The sequence below is a fragment of the Pseudarthrobacter sp. NS4 genome, assembly GCF_024758005.1.
Taxonomy (GTDB): Bacteria; Actinomycetota; Actinomycetes; order Actinomycetales; family Micrococcaceae; genus Arthrobacter.
In genome coordinates this window covers 2,356,242-2,372,560 of the sequence record NZ_CP103288.1, presented here as the reverse complement: position 1 = coordinate 2,372,560, position 16,319 = coordinate 2,356,242, and the positions used below count along the sequence as shown (strand labels likewise).

Below are 16,319 nucleotides of genomic sequence, written 5' to 3'. Positions count from 1 at the left end.
GTCAGCAGGTGCTGCGGCACGGGGCTGGGCGGCTGACTGAAGCGCCGGGCCGGGTAGGGAACGTCGTCAGCAGGTGCTGCGGCACGGGGCTGGGCGGCTGACTGAAGCGCCGGGCCGGGTAGGGAACGTCGTCAGCAGGTGCTGCGGCACGGGGCTGGGCGGCTGACTGAAGCGCCGGCGCTCCCGGGGCTGCCGGTATTCCGGGCGCTCCCGGCGCTCCACCCGCGAACTGCGGTGTTGGCACTCCGGGTCTACGGGAAGGCGGCTCTGCATGCCGACCGAGTCCGATGGCACCCAGGACGAGCAGCGGAATCCCGATCACCAGTGCGAGAACACCTCCAATCAGCAGGCCGGTTGCCGCCGGCTGTATCAGGTCCGACCGGAACCCGGCCTGCACCTGGGTATCGACTCCAAGGCTGGCATCAGCGTTCATGACCACTACTGCCCAATTGCCGGCGGCCAGGTCCCAGGTCAGCTCTTGCTCTCCGGGGCCTGAGGCGGAAGCGCTCCAGAACGTTTGTTCTCCCGGGGGCGCCGGCACGGTGGTGCCGGGAATGTCACGGTATTCCGCCCGGAAGGGCCGGCTGTCCACCTCGAGAAGCTCCGAATGATGCACCCCCGCGAGGTACTGCTCGACGTCGGCCTGGGGAGCGACCCCTATGAAAATCTCCTTGCCGGGCTCCATGGACGAGGCACGCAGCCTGAGCGTACCGACGTCGAAAGGCAGGAGTGGCGGAACACCCTCGCCTACTGCTTCAAGCCGGGGCGAGGTCAGTGCGTGGGACCCGACGGAAAGGCGGGCATTGCCTGACGTGATGTATCCGTCACCCTGGGCGGTCCCCACAACTGACGCCACAGCACCTCCGGCGAGTGCGGTGAAGCCCAGGATCGAAATGAGGATCCCCAGGATGAGCATTATTACTGAAACGGTCTTTTTCATGATGCCGAACCCCGAATTGGCAGAGGGAACAGGTGTGGGGCGGGAGTCGCGAAAAAGGTCCGGTCAGCCGCGGGTGGCGTCAGCAATGGGCTCACGGTTGCATGGCCGGACTTCCTGCTTGCTCCCGAGTGGCCACTTCAAGACTGGCTCTGTGCACCCCTGAGGTATAGGGCCAAAGGTCACGGCAGGGCGCGCTCCCGGTGGTTAACCGGGGCAGGAACCGGAGGGGGACGGGATGGCGCGTAGCCCTGCCCGCCTTCCAACCATGTGATGGGTCTGGATCAAGTGGGTGCAGCGGGTCTAAATTGGTGCTTGGCTTATGCAGAGGGCCCACTCACCATCGAACCAGGAGGGCGACCATGAGCCCCACACCAAAACAGCCGATAACCGATGACAGCATCCAAGTCCGCCAGCTCAGCCACTACCAGTTCACCTGGGTGGCCGGTGACGCAGGACAACCTGGCACCTGGACCCTCCAGTTGGTCCTTGACCAGGGGGCCTGGGAAGAAGTGCTCACGCTAGATGCTGAGGATGCAGAGGTTCTCCAAAATCTCCTGAAACGTTCGGCAACCGTCTATTACGACGTGCGGCGGCGGACCCTGATGTTTGGAACCTCAGCAGCCGGGCAGTAATTCACGGCTGGGGACGGGATCGCCGTGTTCGAGCTCCTGGAACAGCATCGCCCGGCCGCGTAGTGCAAGTGCCCTGCACCGGAATCCGGTGCAGGGCACTGCTGCAGGATCAGGAGCGGACAACGTCGAGCGCCAGCAGTTGCGCGCCCTCACCTACGGCAAAGACCGCCAGGCCCGTGCCCGCCTCAGCGGGGAACACGAGATCCGTGATGGTAGCGAGGCCGTCCTGGGCGAAGGCCTCCACGGAGCAGCGGTCGAGGTAGACGCGCAGGCGGAGCCGGCCTTCCTGCAGCGGCACGGCTACGGTTTCAACCGAGGGAAAGGCCTCGTGGAAATTCACATGCCCCGACTCCCGCCGGTCCAGGCGCAGCATCCCCCCGGCAACGTCGTAGGTGAGGAGCGTCCGTTCGGTGCCACCCGCCCTCACTATCAACCCGATGCTGCTTGCAGGGCCCGGCTCGAACTCGACGTCAATCCGCGCCACTTCTGCAGTGACGGGGAGTTCCAGTGTGCCCGGCGCCAAGGGCTGCGGTCCGAGGCTGAAGGACCCCAGACCGGGTCCTTCAAAGGGGTCGGTGGCCTCCTGCCGAAGCACCACTTTGCCGTCCAGCCGGGTCAGCGTCACCTCGCGCGGCAATGACATGGCACTCCGCCAGCCGCCGGTGGGAGTGGAGCCTGCGTAGTCCCAGTTGTTCATCCAGCCGATCATGACCCGCCGGCCGTCAGCGATGCCGCTGAAGGAAACCGCGGCGTAGTAGTCCCGGCCCCAGTCCAGCCAGCCGTACTCGCGCATCCGGCTGCCGTCCTCCTGGAGGCCCTCCGTGACGGTCGACCCGGACCGGAACTCCACGCCGTCGAACTCTCCCACGAAGTACTGCCCCGCTGAACCGCCGGCGATGCCTCCCGGGTTGATGTTCACGATGAGGACCCACTTCCGGTCGCCCGGATCGCGGTCAACGGGGAGCTCAAACAGGTCCGGGCACTCCCAGACACCTCCGGTGGCGTTTGCAGGACCAAAGCTGCTCAGCTGCTCCCATGTTTTAAGGTCGCCGGATTTGTACAGCACCACCTGGCGCTCCACCGCCTCCACGGCGACCATTACCCAGTAACTCCCGGCGGCGCCGTCGTACCAAAAGACTTTAGGATCGCGGAAGTCTGCGGAGGCGCGGTCCAGGACAGGGTTGCCCTGGTACTTGGTCCAGGTCCTGCCCTCGTCCAGGCTGTAGGCGAGGGACTGGGCCTGCCGGCCGGCGAGCGGCGAGGCGTCACTGTAGGCGCTGGTGTAGACGGCCACGAGGGGAGGGTTCTGCGCGGTGCCAAGTCCGCTGGTGTTGTGCTCATCGAACACCGCCGAGCCGGAGAATATGGCCTCCTGGGCGTCGCACGGGATGGCTACAGCCTGCTCCTCCCAATGGAGCAGGTCCGGCGAAGTGGCGTGGCCCCAGGACATGTTGCCCCAGTCCGGACCCAAGGGGTTGTGCTGGTAGAAGAGGTGGTAGGTGCCGTTCAGGTAGACCAGTCCGTTGGGATCGTTCAGCCAGTTGCGTTCGGACGTGTAGTGCCATTTGGGGCGAAAAGGGTCGGTGCTGGCAACTGCCGGGTAGGCCGCCGTCGTCGTCAATGAGTTCATGTGTGACTTAGCCCTTCACGCCGCTGGAGGCGATGCTGTTGACGAAGGAACGCTGGAAGGCGATGAAGAGCACCACCACCGGGACCGTGATCACTGACGCGTAAGCCATCACCTCTCCCCAGGAGACGTTCAGCTGGAAGAAGTACTGGATGCCGATCATCACCGGGCGCAGCTCCTCGGACTGGACCACCATGAGCGGCCAGAGGTAGGAGTTCCAGGCCGGCAGGAAGGTCAGGATCGCCACCGTGGCAGTGGCCGGGCCGGACAGCGGCATGACCACCTGGCGGTAGATCTTGAACCAGCCGGCGCCGTCGATCCGTGCTGCCTCGTCCAGTTCCTTGGGAATGGACTCGAAGTACTGGTGGAACAGATAGATGGAGAAGGCGTTGGCAATGAACGGAATGATCTGCACCTGGTAGGTGTCCAGCCAGCCCTTGGAGAATTCGAGGCTGAACCCGTTCAGCTCGAAGTAGGGGAGCTGGTTGACCCACCACACCAGCGGCAGGGCCAGGGTCTGGAAGGGCACGATGAGCGTGGCCAGGATCGCGGTGAACACAATCTTCTTGCCACGGACCTGCATGCGGGACAGGGCGAAGGCGCAGAGGCTGTTGACGAAGATGCCCAGGATGACGGTGACGGCGGAGACGCCCACCGAGTTCAGCAGGAAGCGGGCGGCCGGGACCCGGTCGAAGACGGCCGCGTAGTTGTCGAAGGAGATGTTGCCCACCGGCAGGAACGCTGCCAGGGAGGACATGTCGCCGAAGATCTGCTGGTCCGGCTTCAGCGAGGACACCAGCATAAAGACGATGGGGAAGGCGGCGACGACCGCGAAGAGGATGCGCACCAGCATGGTGCCCGCGCTTTTCAGGAGCAGTTGGTTTTTCATGTCAGTCTTTCTCCCGGGTGAGGTAGCGCTGCACCGCGGAGACGATCAGCACGAGGACGAAGAACACCAGTGAGATGGCCGAGGCGTAGGAGGTTTCCTGCTGCCGGTAGCCGGACTGGACCGCCTCATAAATGATGGTGGTGGTCGAGTCCATCGGGCCGCCCTGGGTCATGACACTGATCTGGTCGAAGAGGCCAAGGGCCTGGATGGTGATGGTAACGAGCACCAGGCTGCGGGTGTGGAACAGGCCGGGCCACGTGACATACCGGAACTGCTGCCACCGGCTGGTGCCGTCCAGCTGCGACGCTTCGTACAGTTCGCCGGAGATGCCCTGCAGCCCGGCGAGCCAGATGATCATGTGGAAGCCGGCGGCCTGCCAGATGGACAGGATGATGATCGCCGGCATGGCGGTGTTCGGGTCGCCGAGCCAGTCCGGGCCGTCGATCAGGCCGAAACTGACGGCGGAGAGGATCTCGTTGATCAGGCCGTCCTTGCGGTACATAAACAGCCACAGCAGCGAGACCACCACCATGGAGGTGACCACTGGCAGGAAGTACACCGTGCGGAAGAAGTTCACGCCGCGAAATTTTTTGTTGATCAGCAGCGCCATCACCAGGGCGAGGCCGGATTGCACCGGAACGACGATGACGGTGAAATAGGCGACGTTGAGCAGGGCGCGGTAGAAGGTGGGGTCCGAGAAGAGGCGGGCGAAGTTCTCCACGCCCACGAATTCAACCGGACGGGGCGAGATGAGCCGGGCGTTGGTGAAGGCCAGGCCGAAGCCAAGGATGGCCGGGATGAAGATGAACGCCAGCAGCAGCAGCGCTGCCGGGGCGATCATGCCCCAGCCGCTGAGCTGTTCGCGTCGGAAGCCGGGCCGGCGGTGGGCCCTGCGGGCCTTGCTTTTCGCGTCCGACGGCGGCAGGGCCGGTTCCGGGGCGGCCGGACGTGGGCGTGTGGGAAGGGGAACAGTTGCCATGAGGGTCTCCGTAGATCGGGCTGCCGGAGGGCTGCGGTGCGTTGTGCGGCAGCCCTCCGGCCGCTCCGGCTAGTTCTTGTAGCCGCCGTTGGACTTGATGTTGGCGTCTATCGCCTTCACGGCGTTGTCCAGGGTGGACTTCGGGTTTGCCCCGTTGAGGATGTCCTGGACGGCCTTGCCGTATTCGGTGGCGATGAAGGGGTAGGCGGGCGTCTCAGGGCGCATCACGGCGTACTTGCGGGAGAAGTCCATGAAGATCCGGTTGGTGCCGCCTTCGGCGAATTCGGGGATCTGGGCCGCTGCCTCTTCGCTGGCGGGAATGGTGCCTGTGGCCTTGGCCACCGCGGCAATGTTCTCCGGTTTCAGCGAGTAGGAGAGGTAGTCCATGGCCGCCTCAGCATCGCTGCAGCCGCTGGTGACGCCCCACTGCCACGAGGCGCCGCCAATCTTCGGACCCTCACCGAGGTCCACCGGCGGCATGACCACCAGGTCGTCCCCGATAGCCGCCCTGGCCTTGTCCACGGCCCACGAGCCGGTGTAGACGACCGCGCTCTTGTTGTTCAGGAAGTCCTGGGTGGAGTCCTTGCCGCTCTTCTTGGCCATGAAGCCCTGGTCCGCCAGGCCGCGGAACCAGTCGGCCCACTCCACTGCCTTGTCGCCGTTCAGTACACCCTCGGCGCTCTGGAAGCCGTCCCTGTTGACCAGGTCGCCGCCGAAGGACTGCAGGAGGGGCGAGTAGGCGTAGGGAAGCCATTCGCCGGTGCCGGCCGTGCCAAGGTCCAGTGGGTGCTCCCACTTGCCCAGGGCCTTGAGTTTGGTGAGGGCGTCCTGGAACTCTTCCTTGGTCCACGGCTGCTCGATGGTGGCCACGCGTACGCCGGCGGCCTTCAGGTCCGAAGCGCGTGCCATCATGGCCAGTGCCACGTCGTAGTAACCCACCGCGTAGGGCTTTCCATCCCATTGAGCCACAGTGCTGGGGAGGTACCCGGAAAGGTCCGTGTCCAGTTCGAGGGGCTTCAGGTAGCCTGCCCAGGCCCAGTTGGGAACATTCGGGCCGTCGATGTCCACAATGCAGGGGAGGTTGCCGGCAGCTGCTGCGGAGACCACTGAGTCGTTGTAGGAGTCCTGGGGAAAGGCCTGGACCTTGATCTTCACCTTGTCCTGGCTGCCGTTGTAGGAGTCGACGATTGTCTGGACTGCGGCCAGCTCGTCCGGGTTGCCGGCGTTGTGCGTCCAAAGCGCGATCTCGCCGGATCCTTCCGTGGAGGAGGAGGCGCTGCCCTTGCCGCAGCCGGCGAGGGTGGCAGTCAGGGCGGCTGCGGCTATGCTGGTCGCCAGGATCTTGGTGAACTTCTTGTTCATGGGTCAGTCTTTCTGTTTGGACACGGGGGATTGATGAGGGTCCTGCAGGGAACGCGGCCGCTGCAACGGCTGCGTTCCCGTTTTTAAGGGAGGGTGTTGGATGGATGGCGCCTTGCCCGGCCGGGTTGCCCGGCGGGTCCTGCCTGTCAGCCCCTGGGCGGACCGACAGATTCCCGCTCCACGAGCGGGCAGGGGATTTTTTCGTGCGAGCGGGGGGCTCCGGGGTTCTCGAGCTCGTCGAGGAGTTTCAGCACAGCCCACCGGCCCATCTCGTAGTGGGGGAGTGCCATGGTGGACAGGCCCGGCCAGAGGCCGTCGGCGATGAGTTCGAGGTTGTCGACGCCCACAATCGAAACATCGGCCGGAACTTTCAGGCCAAGGTGGCCGGCTGCCTGGTAGGCGCCCATGGCCATTTGGTCGTTGAAGCAGAACAGTGCGGTAGGCAATTCATCCCGGGACAGCAGGTGCAGGGCGGCTTCCCGGCCGCCCGCCGTGCTGGGATGTGCGGCCACCAGGCAATCCGGTGGCAACTGCATGCCGTGGCGGACCAGGGCGGCGCGGAAGCCTGCGAGCCGTCCGTGGGCGGCGGGAATATCGTCCTCGTTGTTGATCATGGCGATGTGGCGGTGCCCGGCCGCTACCAGGAGCTCGGCGGCGGACTCGCCGGCGCCGAACTCGTCCGGCACCACCGAGGACAGTTCGGGATTGTCCGGCGTGGCGTCGAGGACCACGGTGGGAGCTGCGCTCAGCCCAGATGGGACGGACACCTCCTGGTGAAACATGCGGGCGTAGATAATGCCGTCCACCTGGTGCTGTTGCAGGGCCCGGATCTCCTGACGCTCAAGTTCGTTGTCGAGGCCCGAGTTCACCACCATCAGCAGGTGGCCGTGCTCGGAAGCGGCGTCCTGTGCGCCCTGGATCATGGCCCCGGCGAAAGGGGTGGTGGTGATCTCGTCACTGACAAGGCCGAGGATCTGCGAGCGCTGGTTCCGCAGGCCGCTTGCCAGGCGGTTCGGTGCGTAGCCGAGGTCGCCGGCCACGGTTTTGATGTGCTCCACGGTCCGGGCGTTGACCCGGGAGCTGTGGGTTTCGCTCAGGGCATGCGACACAGTGGTCACAGAGACGCCTGCGGCCTTTGCCACGTCCCGGATGTTTACCTTGGTCGCCATCGACTTCGTTCCTTTGCAAAACGTTTTGTATGTTGTGCATCACTATATGCAAAACGTTTTGTAGACGTCAAGGGCGAGGGGCTCCTACTTCTTCAGATGCTGGTTATCCAAACAAACAGCACCGGCAGCCCGTAGTTTCTGGCGAAGAATCAGCCCGGGCGGCCAAGCGGCGCGATTTGGAAGTCGAGCCGGGTCTGGTCCCCAGCCTCTTATTCCTGCCGGGAGTAGGAAGAGCCCGAGGGCGTCCGTTCCAGGAGCCCGAAGTCCACCATGTAACGGCGCAGCAGCACAACGTCGTCGGTATAGCTGAGGAGCCGTTCGTTCACCTGCCGTTCCGTCAGCTGTTCACCTGGCTTTATAGCCTCCCCGGCGATCCATGCCAGAAGCTCCCGCCGCTCCGCCACATTGGCTGGATACCTTTCGATCCTGCCCAGGCGCATGAAGCGGTCCAGCCCTGTCTGCGGCTGACGGGATTGCTGACTGAGAAGGTCGCGGAAAATCGACGCAGGCGCCTCCAGGCCACCGGAAGCATTCGGTTCCACCAGCCCGGAATCCAGCAGCGTAGCGATGGCCCGATTCTTCCGCTGCTCGTTGAAATCCGCCAGTACATCCCCTGGATCGGTGCCGAGAACTATCTGTGCGTACGCGGTCCGGGCGTCGTTGTTGGCGAGGGCTGCCATGACCCGCCGCCAGTGCGGCCCGCTTAGTCTCCTGCCTTCGGTCACAGCGTTTTCCTCACTCCCCGTCTCCCCGCCGTATTGGTCACCGTGTGGTGGAAAATCGTAGTCCGGATCCCCGGTGCTGGACAGACTCGGCGGCACGCGATCAGCATCCGGCCCGGGGGAAAGTGCAAGCTTCCCCCACCGTCACCCAAGGATTCGGGAAAGAATGGAGCGCCGGCTGCCCGGGACCTCGCCTCACCAGTCCGAATGTCCCTAGGCTCAGGTCTCATGAGCCACTTCCTGAAGCACACGCTATGACCACCGGTCCGGCCCCAGCGCAATTGGGTGACCGTGTTCCCGCACAGGCAGTGATTGAGGAATTGCTGGCGGTCCAAAGCCGGGTGAGGCCCCGGACAACACTTCAGCGAATCTTCGGTGCCAACCCGCTCAGTTCAGAGAGCCTGTCCTGGTACAAGGGCGCCCTCGGTGAGATGGCTGTCGGCGGGATCCTCGAAAGGCTGGGACCCGAGTGGCTCGTTCTGCATGCCGTTCCCGTCGGTGCCGGTTCTGCAGACATCGACCATGTGCTCATCGGCCCGCCCGGCGTCTTTACGCTCAACACAAAGAACCACTCCGGCCAGTCCGTGTGGGTGGCGGGCCGGACACTCATGGTGGCGGGAAGGAAGACGCGGCACCTCTACAACTACAACGCGGCGCACGAAGCGGCGCGCGCGGCCAAGCTGCTCAGCGTTGCGGTGGGCGCCGCCGTGGAGGTGACCGGCGTCGTCGTGGTTGTGGAACCGAAAAGCCTGACCATCAAGGCCCGGCCGGAGAACGCTGCCGTGGTCAGCGACACGCAGCTGCTGCGCTGGCTCAGCCGCTGTCCGCGCGAACTGGGTCCCCGGGAAGTGGCGCAGATTGCCGCCGCGGCTGTCCACCCTGGAACCTGGCATCGCCGGCCCGTACCACTGGGCGACCCGCTCGCGCTCCAACAGAGCTTCCATGCGCTCCGGCTGCTCGTGGTGCAGGCGCGACGGCGGCGGGCGGCTTGGGCGCTTGGCATCCCGGCGGCCGGGTTTGTGGTGCTTGCCAACGGGGCCCAGTTGGGGGCGGCAATCCTCCAGGGGCTGGCAGGGCGTTAGGCCTCAGTCCTGCGCCGTGGCTTTGCAGGTGCTGTGGCTTCTGGCCAGCTGTTCAGTCGTGGTGGCCTTCGATGATGCGCCGGGCGTTTTCCTGGGCCTCCAGCGCTTGCTCGCTGACCATTTCACCCCGAAGGTGGCCGGCGCCGGAGATGATGTTCCGCAGTTCGGTGACAGTACGCGCCGTGCTGACCCCACGATGCGCCATGGCGTGGCAATTGGCGCACAACGGCACGAGGTCGGCGACGGGATCGAGTTCGTACCCACTGGCCAGCAGGGACGCCGGCACAGTGTGGTGGATGTGGATGAAACCTTCCCCGATGTCGCCGTATGAGGCCTCGAAGGAGAATCCGCAGGCGGCGCATTGCGTTCCGTGGAATGCCAGGCAGACACGCCGCGCGTCGGGGTCCCGCTCGTAGCGGTTGACCACAATGCTGCTGATCGCGTTCAGCGGGTAGGTTCCGGGGACGAGTTCGGTAGGCTCGATGGCCGCGGGCCCCAGGTCCCGCCACAGCTGGCGGAGTCCCGGCTCCGCGGACGGCGGGACGGACACCACCGGGCGGTGGAGTGCATCGACCCAAGGTATGCCGGGGACTGCTTCAATCAGCACGTCCGACCGTATCTGCTCGCCAAGGGGCAGCAGAGCGTCGAAGACGACGGCGGCGTACCGTCCGCCGCTCCCCGCGTCCGGAAGATGTTCGGCCTCGAGGGTTTCGGAGAGCACAACGCCGTGGCCAATCAGGCCGGTACCCGCCTCGCTGGTGCCCTGGAACAGCAGCCAGGCTTCCGTTTCCGGCTGGATACTCCAGTTCGGACCGACATCCCAGCGGTCTGGAAACCTACCGGATTCGAGGACCTGCTCGACGACGGCACGGTAGTTCCAGCGGTCCCACCGGTCCGCATTCCAACCCAGAATTACTGCTGCCACGGCTTTCCTCCCCTGCATTCCTGAGACTAGCGCTTCCGGAAGGCATTTCTCAGCAACGGCACTGACGGCGGATTGGTTCCACTGCCAGAACGGTTACGGAAGCATTCCGCCAGCTGTCAGCTTCGGCTTTGCCGACCCTTGTTGTCGGTCCGAATTTAGGAAACGATGATGATCTACTTCAGGAGGTCGCCATGGTCCGGTTGGGAAAGTTCGAAGAGTATTTAATCGAGGAATTCTTCGACGATTACCGCGCCGGCGAGATGACCCACCGGACCTTCACCCGCCGCGTCGCGTTCATCACCGGGAGCATGGCCGCCGCCTCCGCTGCCATGCTGCTGGTGGGCTGTACGCCCGAGGAAGTTCCGCGCAGCACAGACCCGATGCCCACACCCACTCCTTCATCGCCGACGGCGGGTAACGGCACCGCGGCCGCCGGTGCCGACCCGGGAGCCAAGAGCCCCCTGTCCGTACCGGAGGGTACTCCGGGGCTGACGACGTCGACTGTCACCTTCCCCACGGGCGGCACGGACATCAGTGGCTACCTTGCCCGGCCTGATGGAGCAGCGGCCGGCCCGGCCGTGATGATCTGCCATGAGAACCGCGGGCTTACGCCTCACATCCTGGACGTGGCCCGGCGTTTCGCGAAGGCAGGCTACAGCGCACTGGCACTTGACCTGCTCAGCAGGGAAGGCGGAACGGCGGGAATGGACCCCGACGCCGTGCCGGGTGCGCTGACCAATGCCGGCGCACCACGCCACGTGGGGGACTTTGCTGCCGCCTTCGACTACCTGGCAGCACAGGATTTTGTCGACCCGGCCCGCATAGGTATGAACGGCTACTGCTTCGGCGGCGGCATTACCTGGCAAGCCGCAACGGAACTGAGTGGGCTCAAAGCTACGGCCGCGTTTTACGGGCCTGCCCCGGACCTCAGCAAAGTACCCGCCATCAGGGCGGCGGTCTTCGGCGTCTATGCGGAGCTGGACCAGCGCATCACCGGTGCCATGCAGGGACTTCGCGACGCACTGGCCGGAACCTCGGTGACGCATCAGCTCACGGTCTATCCCGGCATTGACCATGCCTTCCACAACGACACCGGCGAGCGCTACAACGAGGCACAAGCCACGGCAGCGTGGAATGACACACTGGCCTGGTTCGGGCAGCACCTCTGAGTCCCACGCGGGGCAGGTTTTCACCCCCAACCAGTCATCAGTATGCTTACTATTGTTGGACAAGCCGATCACGAGGAAGGCATCACCATGACTGAACAGAACCTCCCCGACGACGAGCTGGAAGTAGTCGAGGAAAACGACGTGCTTCTCGATGAGACTCCCGGCGCCGCTTCATCCCTTGAGCTTGACCCGGTTTCCGGTGAGCCTGACAGCTATCCGGGGGCCGCAGAAAACAATCCGGACCGCTGGCAGGAGGACCCACTGCTTCAAGAGGAAGTCTCCGGGGAAGAGGAGGATTTCCTCAGCGACCAGACCCTGCGCGACGACATGAAGGCGACGACCGACGGGGCAGGTGGCGAGCTTCCGGCGACCACGCCCACCCTCGGCGAGGCTGTTGCAGACGTTGACTTTGGTGAAAATCCGGCCGGCCCGGAGGCTGAAGGCAGCGATGACTCGGAAAACTTCGGCGGTTCTCCGCTCAGTGAATTCGACCCTGATGACCTGGAGCGCTAAAACCCGCAGCGGAACCACCTAGCCACAGGCCCAAAGTGGGCTAAAATACTAAGCAGACTGATGAATATCGGTTGGCAGATCAAGACTGAAGGAGTTTCACATGAACTTGGGAAGCATGATCAGGAACGCCGCTGGACGATTCTCAGGGAGGACCGGGACCGCGGGAACAGCACGCCGGCCGGGCATGGGCACAACCGGCCGCACGCCGCACACCACGGGTGCGATGGGAGGCAGGCAGGGCGGCATCGCCGGCCGCATTATGGGAATGCTTAAGCGGCGCTAACTAAGAAGAAGACTTTAAAGCAGGTCCCGGATCCTTCCGGTACCTGCTTTTTGGTTTTCAACAAAGCCATGCGTGAACTCGTTATCCTCGGAACTGCATCGCAGGTTCCCACCCGCACCAGGAACCACAACGGGTACCTGCTGCGATGGGACGGTGAAGGCCTGCTCTTCGACCCTGGAGAGGGCACCCAGCGCCAGATGATCCATGCCGGCGTATCTGCAACCCAGGTGACCAGAATCTGTCTGACCCACGTCCACGGCGACCATTGTTTCGGGCTCCCCGGCGTGCTGTCCCGCATGGCCCTCGACGGCGTCACGTACCCGGTTCACCTTCACTACCCGGTCTCGGGGGAGGGCGTGGTCCAGGCCCTGGTATCCATCAGTTCGCCCGGCATCGATCTGAGGCTTCACCCTCATGGCGCACCCGGTCCTGTGGCGGAAGGACTCGAGGTCCGGCCGCTGAAGCACCGCATCGAAACCTACGGTTACCGGCTCAACGAACCCGATGGCCGGACCCTTCTCCCTGAACGGCTTGCGGCTGCGGGCATACAGGGCCCCGACGTCGGCCGCCTGCAGCGCGAAGGCGCCCTCGCCGGCGTCGGCCTGCACGATGTCAGCGCCGCCCGGCCCGGGCAGTGTTTCGCTTTCGTCATGGACACAGCCCCCTGCCCGGGGGCGGAAGAACTGGCCGACGGCGTGGACCTCCTGGTTGCCGAGTCGACCTTGAGCGACGACGACGCCGGCCTGGCACACGAATACCGGCACCTCACGGCCGGGCAGGCAGGGGAATTGGCCGCCAGGGGCGGCGCCGGCACGCTGGTACTCACGCACTTCTCCTCCCGCTACGGCGACGACGTCAGGCTCCTCGCGGAGCAGGCAGGCGCGCGGGCCGGAAAGGCAACAGTGATTGCTGCCCACGATCTTCAACGTGTTGCCTTTCCGCAACGCCGGCGGTTGCCGGTGGCCGGGGTCCCTGCCGGACTGGAGGACCAGGCCGGAAACATTGCCAAAGCCCGGACAGGAGGATCAGAGTGAAATACATGGCATCCGCCTCGGAGCCCAGCCACCCAATCTGCTGTGGAGGCCGACATTGAGCGCAACTTCCGAAGAAGTGTTTGACGTTACTCCCGAAGACAAGGAACCGGCGCTTAGGCGGGTCTTGGGTCCCAAACTCCTCCTGCTCTTCATCGTGGGGGACATCCTGGGCGCCGGCGTTTACGCGGTGACCGGCACCATGGCCGGCACAGTGGGCGGGATTGTCTGGTTGCCGTTCCTGCTGGCTTTCGTGGTGGCCACACTGACCGCCTTCTCCTACCTCGAGCTGGTCACCCAGTACCCACAGGCCGCCGGCGCTGCCCTCTATACGCACAAAGCGTTCGGCATCCACTTCGTGACCTTCCTTGTGGCGTTCGCCGTCGTTTGCTCCGGAATCACCAGCGCCTCGACCTCCGCCAACGTCCTCGCCCAGAACTTCTTCGGCGGACTGGAGATCAACGGTGTGATGGGTGACCCGGGGAGGGGCGCGATAACCGCCGTGGCCCTCGGGTTCATGCTCCTTCTGGCAGCCATCAACCTGCGCGGAGTTGGGGAGAGCGTCAAATTCAATGTAGTGCTCACACTGGTGGAGATGATCGCACTCTGCATCGTGATCGGCGTCGGCTTCTTTGTTATGGCCCAGGGGACAGGCAATCCTGGTGAGATCTTCGTCTTCAACGACTACCAGGACAAGGGCCTGTTCCTCGCCGTCACCGCCGCCACCTCCATCGCCTTCTTTGCCATGGTGGGTTTCGAAGACTCGGTGAACATGGTGGAGGAAACCCAAAACCCTGAAAAGATCTTCCCGCGGACCATGCTCACCGGACTCGGCATTGCCGTGCTCCTCTACATGCTGGTGGCGGTGTCCGTGGTGAGCGTGCTGACACCCGTGGAGCTCGAAAACATCAGGGAAGCCGAAGGCGCCGCACTCCTGGAAGTCGTCCACAAGGGCTCACCCGATTTCCCAATCGACCGGGTCTTCCCGTTCCTGGCCGTCTTCGCCGTCGCCAACACAGCCCTCATCAACATGCTGATGGCAAGCCGCCTGATATACGGGATGGCCAGGCAGCATGTCCTGCCGCGGCCCCTGGGAAAGGTGCTGCCCGTGCGGCGTACGCCGTGGGCCGGCATCGCTTTCTCGACCATCCTCGCGCTGGGACTCATCCTGTACGTGACCAGCGATCCCGAAAGTAACATTGTGGCCAACCTTTCCGGCACCACGGCTTTCCTGCTGCTGTGCGTCTTCACTGTGGTCAACGTGGCCTGCGTGGTGCTGCGGCGGAAGCGGGACCCGAACCGGAAGGTGTTCTTCACCTCGCCCGGGCAGCTTCCGCTCGTCGCGGCCCTGCTCTGCGCGTTCCTTGCCGGACCGTGGGTGGGCCGCAACGTGATTCAATACCAGATCGCCGGCGGACTGATGGCGATCGGGGTAATCCTGTGGCTTATTACCTGGCTGATCAACCGCAGAACCAACGACAACGATAGGGTTAATCCATGACTGCCGCTGCAGAATCAACGGTTACATTTGACGGCCGTTTCGCGAGGGAACTGGCGGAAATGGCAGTTCCCTGGCAGGCCGAGGAAGCTCCCGAACCGAAGCTCCTGGTCTTCAATGAAGCGCTCGCACATGAGCTGGGACTCGACCCGGGCTACCTGCGGAGCCCAGAGGGTATTCGGCTCCTCCTGGGCAACCATGTCCCGGAGGGGGCCACGCCCGTAGCCCAGGCCTATGCCGGCCACCAGTTCGGAGGCTACTCGCCCCTGCTCGGGGATGGACGGGCCCTTCTTCTGGGCGAGATTGCTGACGCCAACGGCCGGCTGCGGGACGTCCACCTCAAGGGCTCGGGGCGCACACCCTTCGCACGGGCAGGAGACGGACGTGCCGTCGTCGGGCCGATGCTCCGGGAATACGTGGTGAGCGAGGCGATGCACGCGCTGGGCATTCCCACCACGCGGTCCCTGGCGGTGGTGGCCACAGGGCGGCCCGTGCGCCGGGACGAGATGCTGCCCGGCGCCGTCCTGGCCCGCGTTGCCAGCAGCCACTTGCGCGTGGGCAGTTTCCAATATGCGCGGGCAACGGACAACATCGACCTTCTGCGCCGGCTGGCGGATCACGCCATCGCCCGGCACCACCCTGCTGCGGCAGAAGCTGAGAATCCGTACCTGGCGCTGTTCAGTTCGGTGGTGTCCGCCCAGGCCTCGCTGGTGGCGCAGTGGATGCTGGTGGGCTTTGTTCACGGTGTGATGAACACGGACAATGTGACCATCTCCGGCGAAACCATCGACTACGGCCCGTGCGCCTTTATGGACGCCTTTAATCCAGCCGCCGTCTACAGCTCCATTGACGTGGGCGGACGGTATGCCTACGCCAACCAGCCGGTAGTGGCCGAGTGGAACCTTGCCCGCCTTGCTGAAGCGATGCTGCCGCTCATCCACGAGGACCAGGAGCAGGCCGTTGCCCCGGCAGTGGAAGCACTGGGGGAATTCCGGAAGCAATACAGCAATGCATGGTTCAGCGGAATGAAAACCAAGCTGGGCCTGCCGGAAAGCCCGGCCGGAAGCCCGGAGGACGAAACCACATCGGAACTGGTGGACGGCGTCATTGCGCTGCTGAAGGACGGACCCGTTGACTACACGCAGTTTTTCCGGAACCTCGGCGGCGCCGCCCGTGGAAACGTCCGGCCCGCCCGCGGCATGGTGCTGGACCTCGCAGCATTCGATGCCTGGGCCGGGCGCTGGCTGGCAACGAACCCGGATCCGGACCTGATGGACAGGGTCAACCCGGTGTACATCCCGCGCAACCACCTGGTGGAGGAAGCACTCGCGGCCGCCACAGGGGGCGACCTGGACCCGGTGACCCGGCTGCTTGAAGCCGTCAGCGCTCCTTACAGCGAGCGTCCCGGACTCGAACGGTATGCGGAAGGCGCACCGGAAGATTTCGGAACCTACATGACGTTCTGCGGCACCTAGCCGGCAGGCCTGCGAGCAGGAGG

General features: G+C 64.5%; 16 protein-coding genes. 8 read left to right on the top strand and 8 right to left on the bottom strand.

The window, feature by feature from the left end; all coding sequences use genetic code 11:
• Position 1: 1 nt before the first annotated feature.
• A complete protein-coding gene (locus NXY83_RS21075; RefSeq protein ID WP_397427076.1) occupies positions 2-940 on the bottom strand; it encodes a hypothetical protein in 939 nt (312 codons plus the stop codon).
• A 359-nt stretch (positions 941-1,299) separates the two neighbouring features.
• Here NXY83_RS21075 and NXY83_RS11165 point away from each other — a divergent pair, with 359 nt between their 5' ends.
• On the top strand, positions 1,300-1,572 hold the full coding sequence (locus NXY83_RS11165; RefSeq protein ID WP_258802312.1) for a hypothetical protein: 273 nt from the start codon (positions 1,300-1,302) through the stop codon (positions 1,570-1,572).
• A 109-nt stretch (positions 1,573-1,681) separates the two neighbouring features.
• Here NXY83_RS11165 and NXY83_RS11160 read toward each other — a convergent pair whose 3' ends face one another.
• From NXY83_RS11160 to NXY83_RS11135, 6 genes are all read right to left on the bottom strand, one after another.
• A complete protein-coding gene (locus NXY83_RS11160) occupies positions 1,682-3,202 on the bottom strand; it encodes a glycoside hydrolase family 32 protein (RefSeq protein ID WP_258802311.1) in 1,521 nt (506 codons plus the stop codon).
• Positions 3,203-3,209: 7 nt separating this feature from the next.
• Positions 3,210-4,088 carry a carbohydrate ABC transporter permease gene (locus NXY83_RS11155; RefSeq protein WP_258802310.1) on the bottom strand — a complete coding sequence of 293 codons (879 nt, stop codon included), beginning with the start codon at positions 4,086-4,088 and terminating at the stop codon, positions 3,210-3,212.
• Position 4,089: 1 nt separating this feature from the next.
• Positions 4,090-5,067 carry a carbohydrate ABC transporter permease gene (locus tag NXY83_RS11150; RefSeq protein ID WP_258802309.1) on the bottom strand — a complete coding sequence of 326 codons (978 nt, stop codon included), beginning with the start codon at positions 5,065-5,067 and terminating at the stop codon, positions 4,090-4,092.
• A gap of 69 nt (positions 5,068-5,136) precedes the next feature.
• Positions 5,137-6,429: a sugar ABC transporter substrate-binding protein gene (locus tag NXY83_RS11145; RefSeq protein WP_258802308.1), complete on the bottom strand. Its 1,293-nt coding sequence runs from the start codon at positions 6,427-6,429 to the stop codon at positions 5,137-5,139.
• 146 nt (positions 6,430-6,575) lie between these two features.
• A complete protein-coding gene (locus tag NXY83_RS11140; protein ID WP_258802307.1) occupies positions 6,576-7,598 on the bottom strand; it encodes a LacI family DNA-binding transcriptional regulator in 1,023 nt (340 codons plus the stop codon).
• A gap of 209 nt (positions 7,599-7,807) precedes the next feature.
• Positions 7,808-8,323 carry a DUF2087 domain-containing protein gene (locus tag NXY83_RS11135; RefSeq protein WP_258802306.1) on the bottom strand — a complete coding sequence of 172 codons (516 nt, stop codon included), beginning with the start codon at positions 8,321-8,323 and terminating at the stop codon, positions 7,808-7,810.
• A gap of 251 nt (positions 8,324-8,574) precedes the next feature.
• Between NXY83_RS11135 and NXY83_RS11130 the strand changes: the two genes are divergently transcribed.
• The gene (locus tag NXY83_RS11130) at positions 8,575-9,402 is read left to right on the top strand and encodes a nuclease-related domain-containing protein (RefSeq protein ID WP_258802305.1); all 828 of its coding nucleotides are present in this window, start codon (positions 8,575-8,577) and stop codon (positions 9,400-9,402) included.
• A gap of 52 nt (positions 9,403-9,454) precedes the next feature.
• On the opposite strand, the gene NXY83_RS11125 is transcribed toward NXY83_RS11130, so the two are convergent.
• A complete protein-coding gene (locus NXY83_RS11125) occupies positions 9,455-10,327 on the bottom strand; it encodes an HNH endonuclease (RefSeq protein WP_258802304.1) in 873 nt (290 codons plus the stop codon).
• Positions 10,328-10,518: 191 nt separating this feature from the next.
• Here NXY83_RS11125 and NXY83_RS11120 point away from each other — a divergent pair, with 191 nt between their 5' ends.
• The 6 genes from NXY83_RS11120 (at position 10,519) to NXY83_RS11095 (ending at position 16,296) form a co-directional block, all read left to right on the top strand.
• Positions 10,519-11,496, top strand: coding sequence for a dienelactone hydrolase family protein (locus NXY83_RS11120; RefSeq protein ID WP_258802303.1), 978 nt, complete (start codon positions 10,519-10,521; stop codon positions 11,494-11,496).
• Between the two features lie 87 nt (positions 11,497-11,583).
• Complete coding sequence (locus tag NXY83_RS11115) at positions 11,584-12,009, top strand: hypothetical protein (RefSeq protein WP_258802302.1); 426 nt, start codon at positions 11,584-11,586, stop codon at positions 12,007-12,009.
• A gap of 100 nt (positions 12,010-12,109) precedes the next feature.
• Positions 12,110-12,292, top strand: a complete 183-nt coding sequence (locus NXY83_RS11110; RefSeq protein WP_258802301.1) for a hypothetical protein — start codon at positions 12,110-12,112, stop codon at positions 12,290-12,292.
• Positions 12,293-12,360: 68 nt separating this feature from the next.
• Entirely contained in the window at positions 12,361-13,326 is a 966-nt protein-coding gene (locus tag NXY83_RS11105) for a ribonuclease Z (protein WP_258802300.1), read from the top strand.
• 55 nt (positions 13,327-13,381) lie between these two features.
• The gene (locus NXY83_RS11100; protein WP_258802299.1) at positions 13,382-14,824 is read left to right on the top strand and encodes an APC family permease; all 1,443 of its coding nucleotides are present in this window, start codon (positions 13,382-13,384) and stop codon (positions 14,822-14,824) included.
• Complete coding sequence (locus tag NXY83_RS11095) at positions 14,821-16,296, top strand: protein adenylyltransferase SelO (RefSeq protein ID WP_258802298.1); 1,476 nt, start codon at positions 14,821-14,823, stop codon at positions 16,294-16,296. Before NXY83_RS11100 ends, NXY83_RS11095 begins: the two co-directional genes overlap by 4 nt.
• Positions 16,297-16,319: the final 23 nt, after the last annotated feature.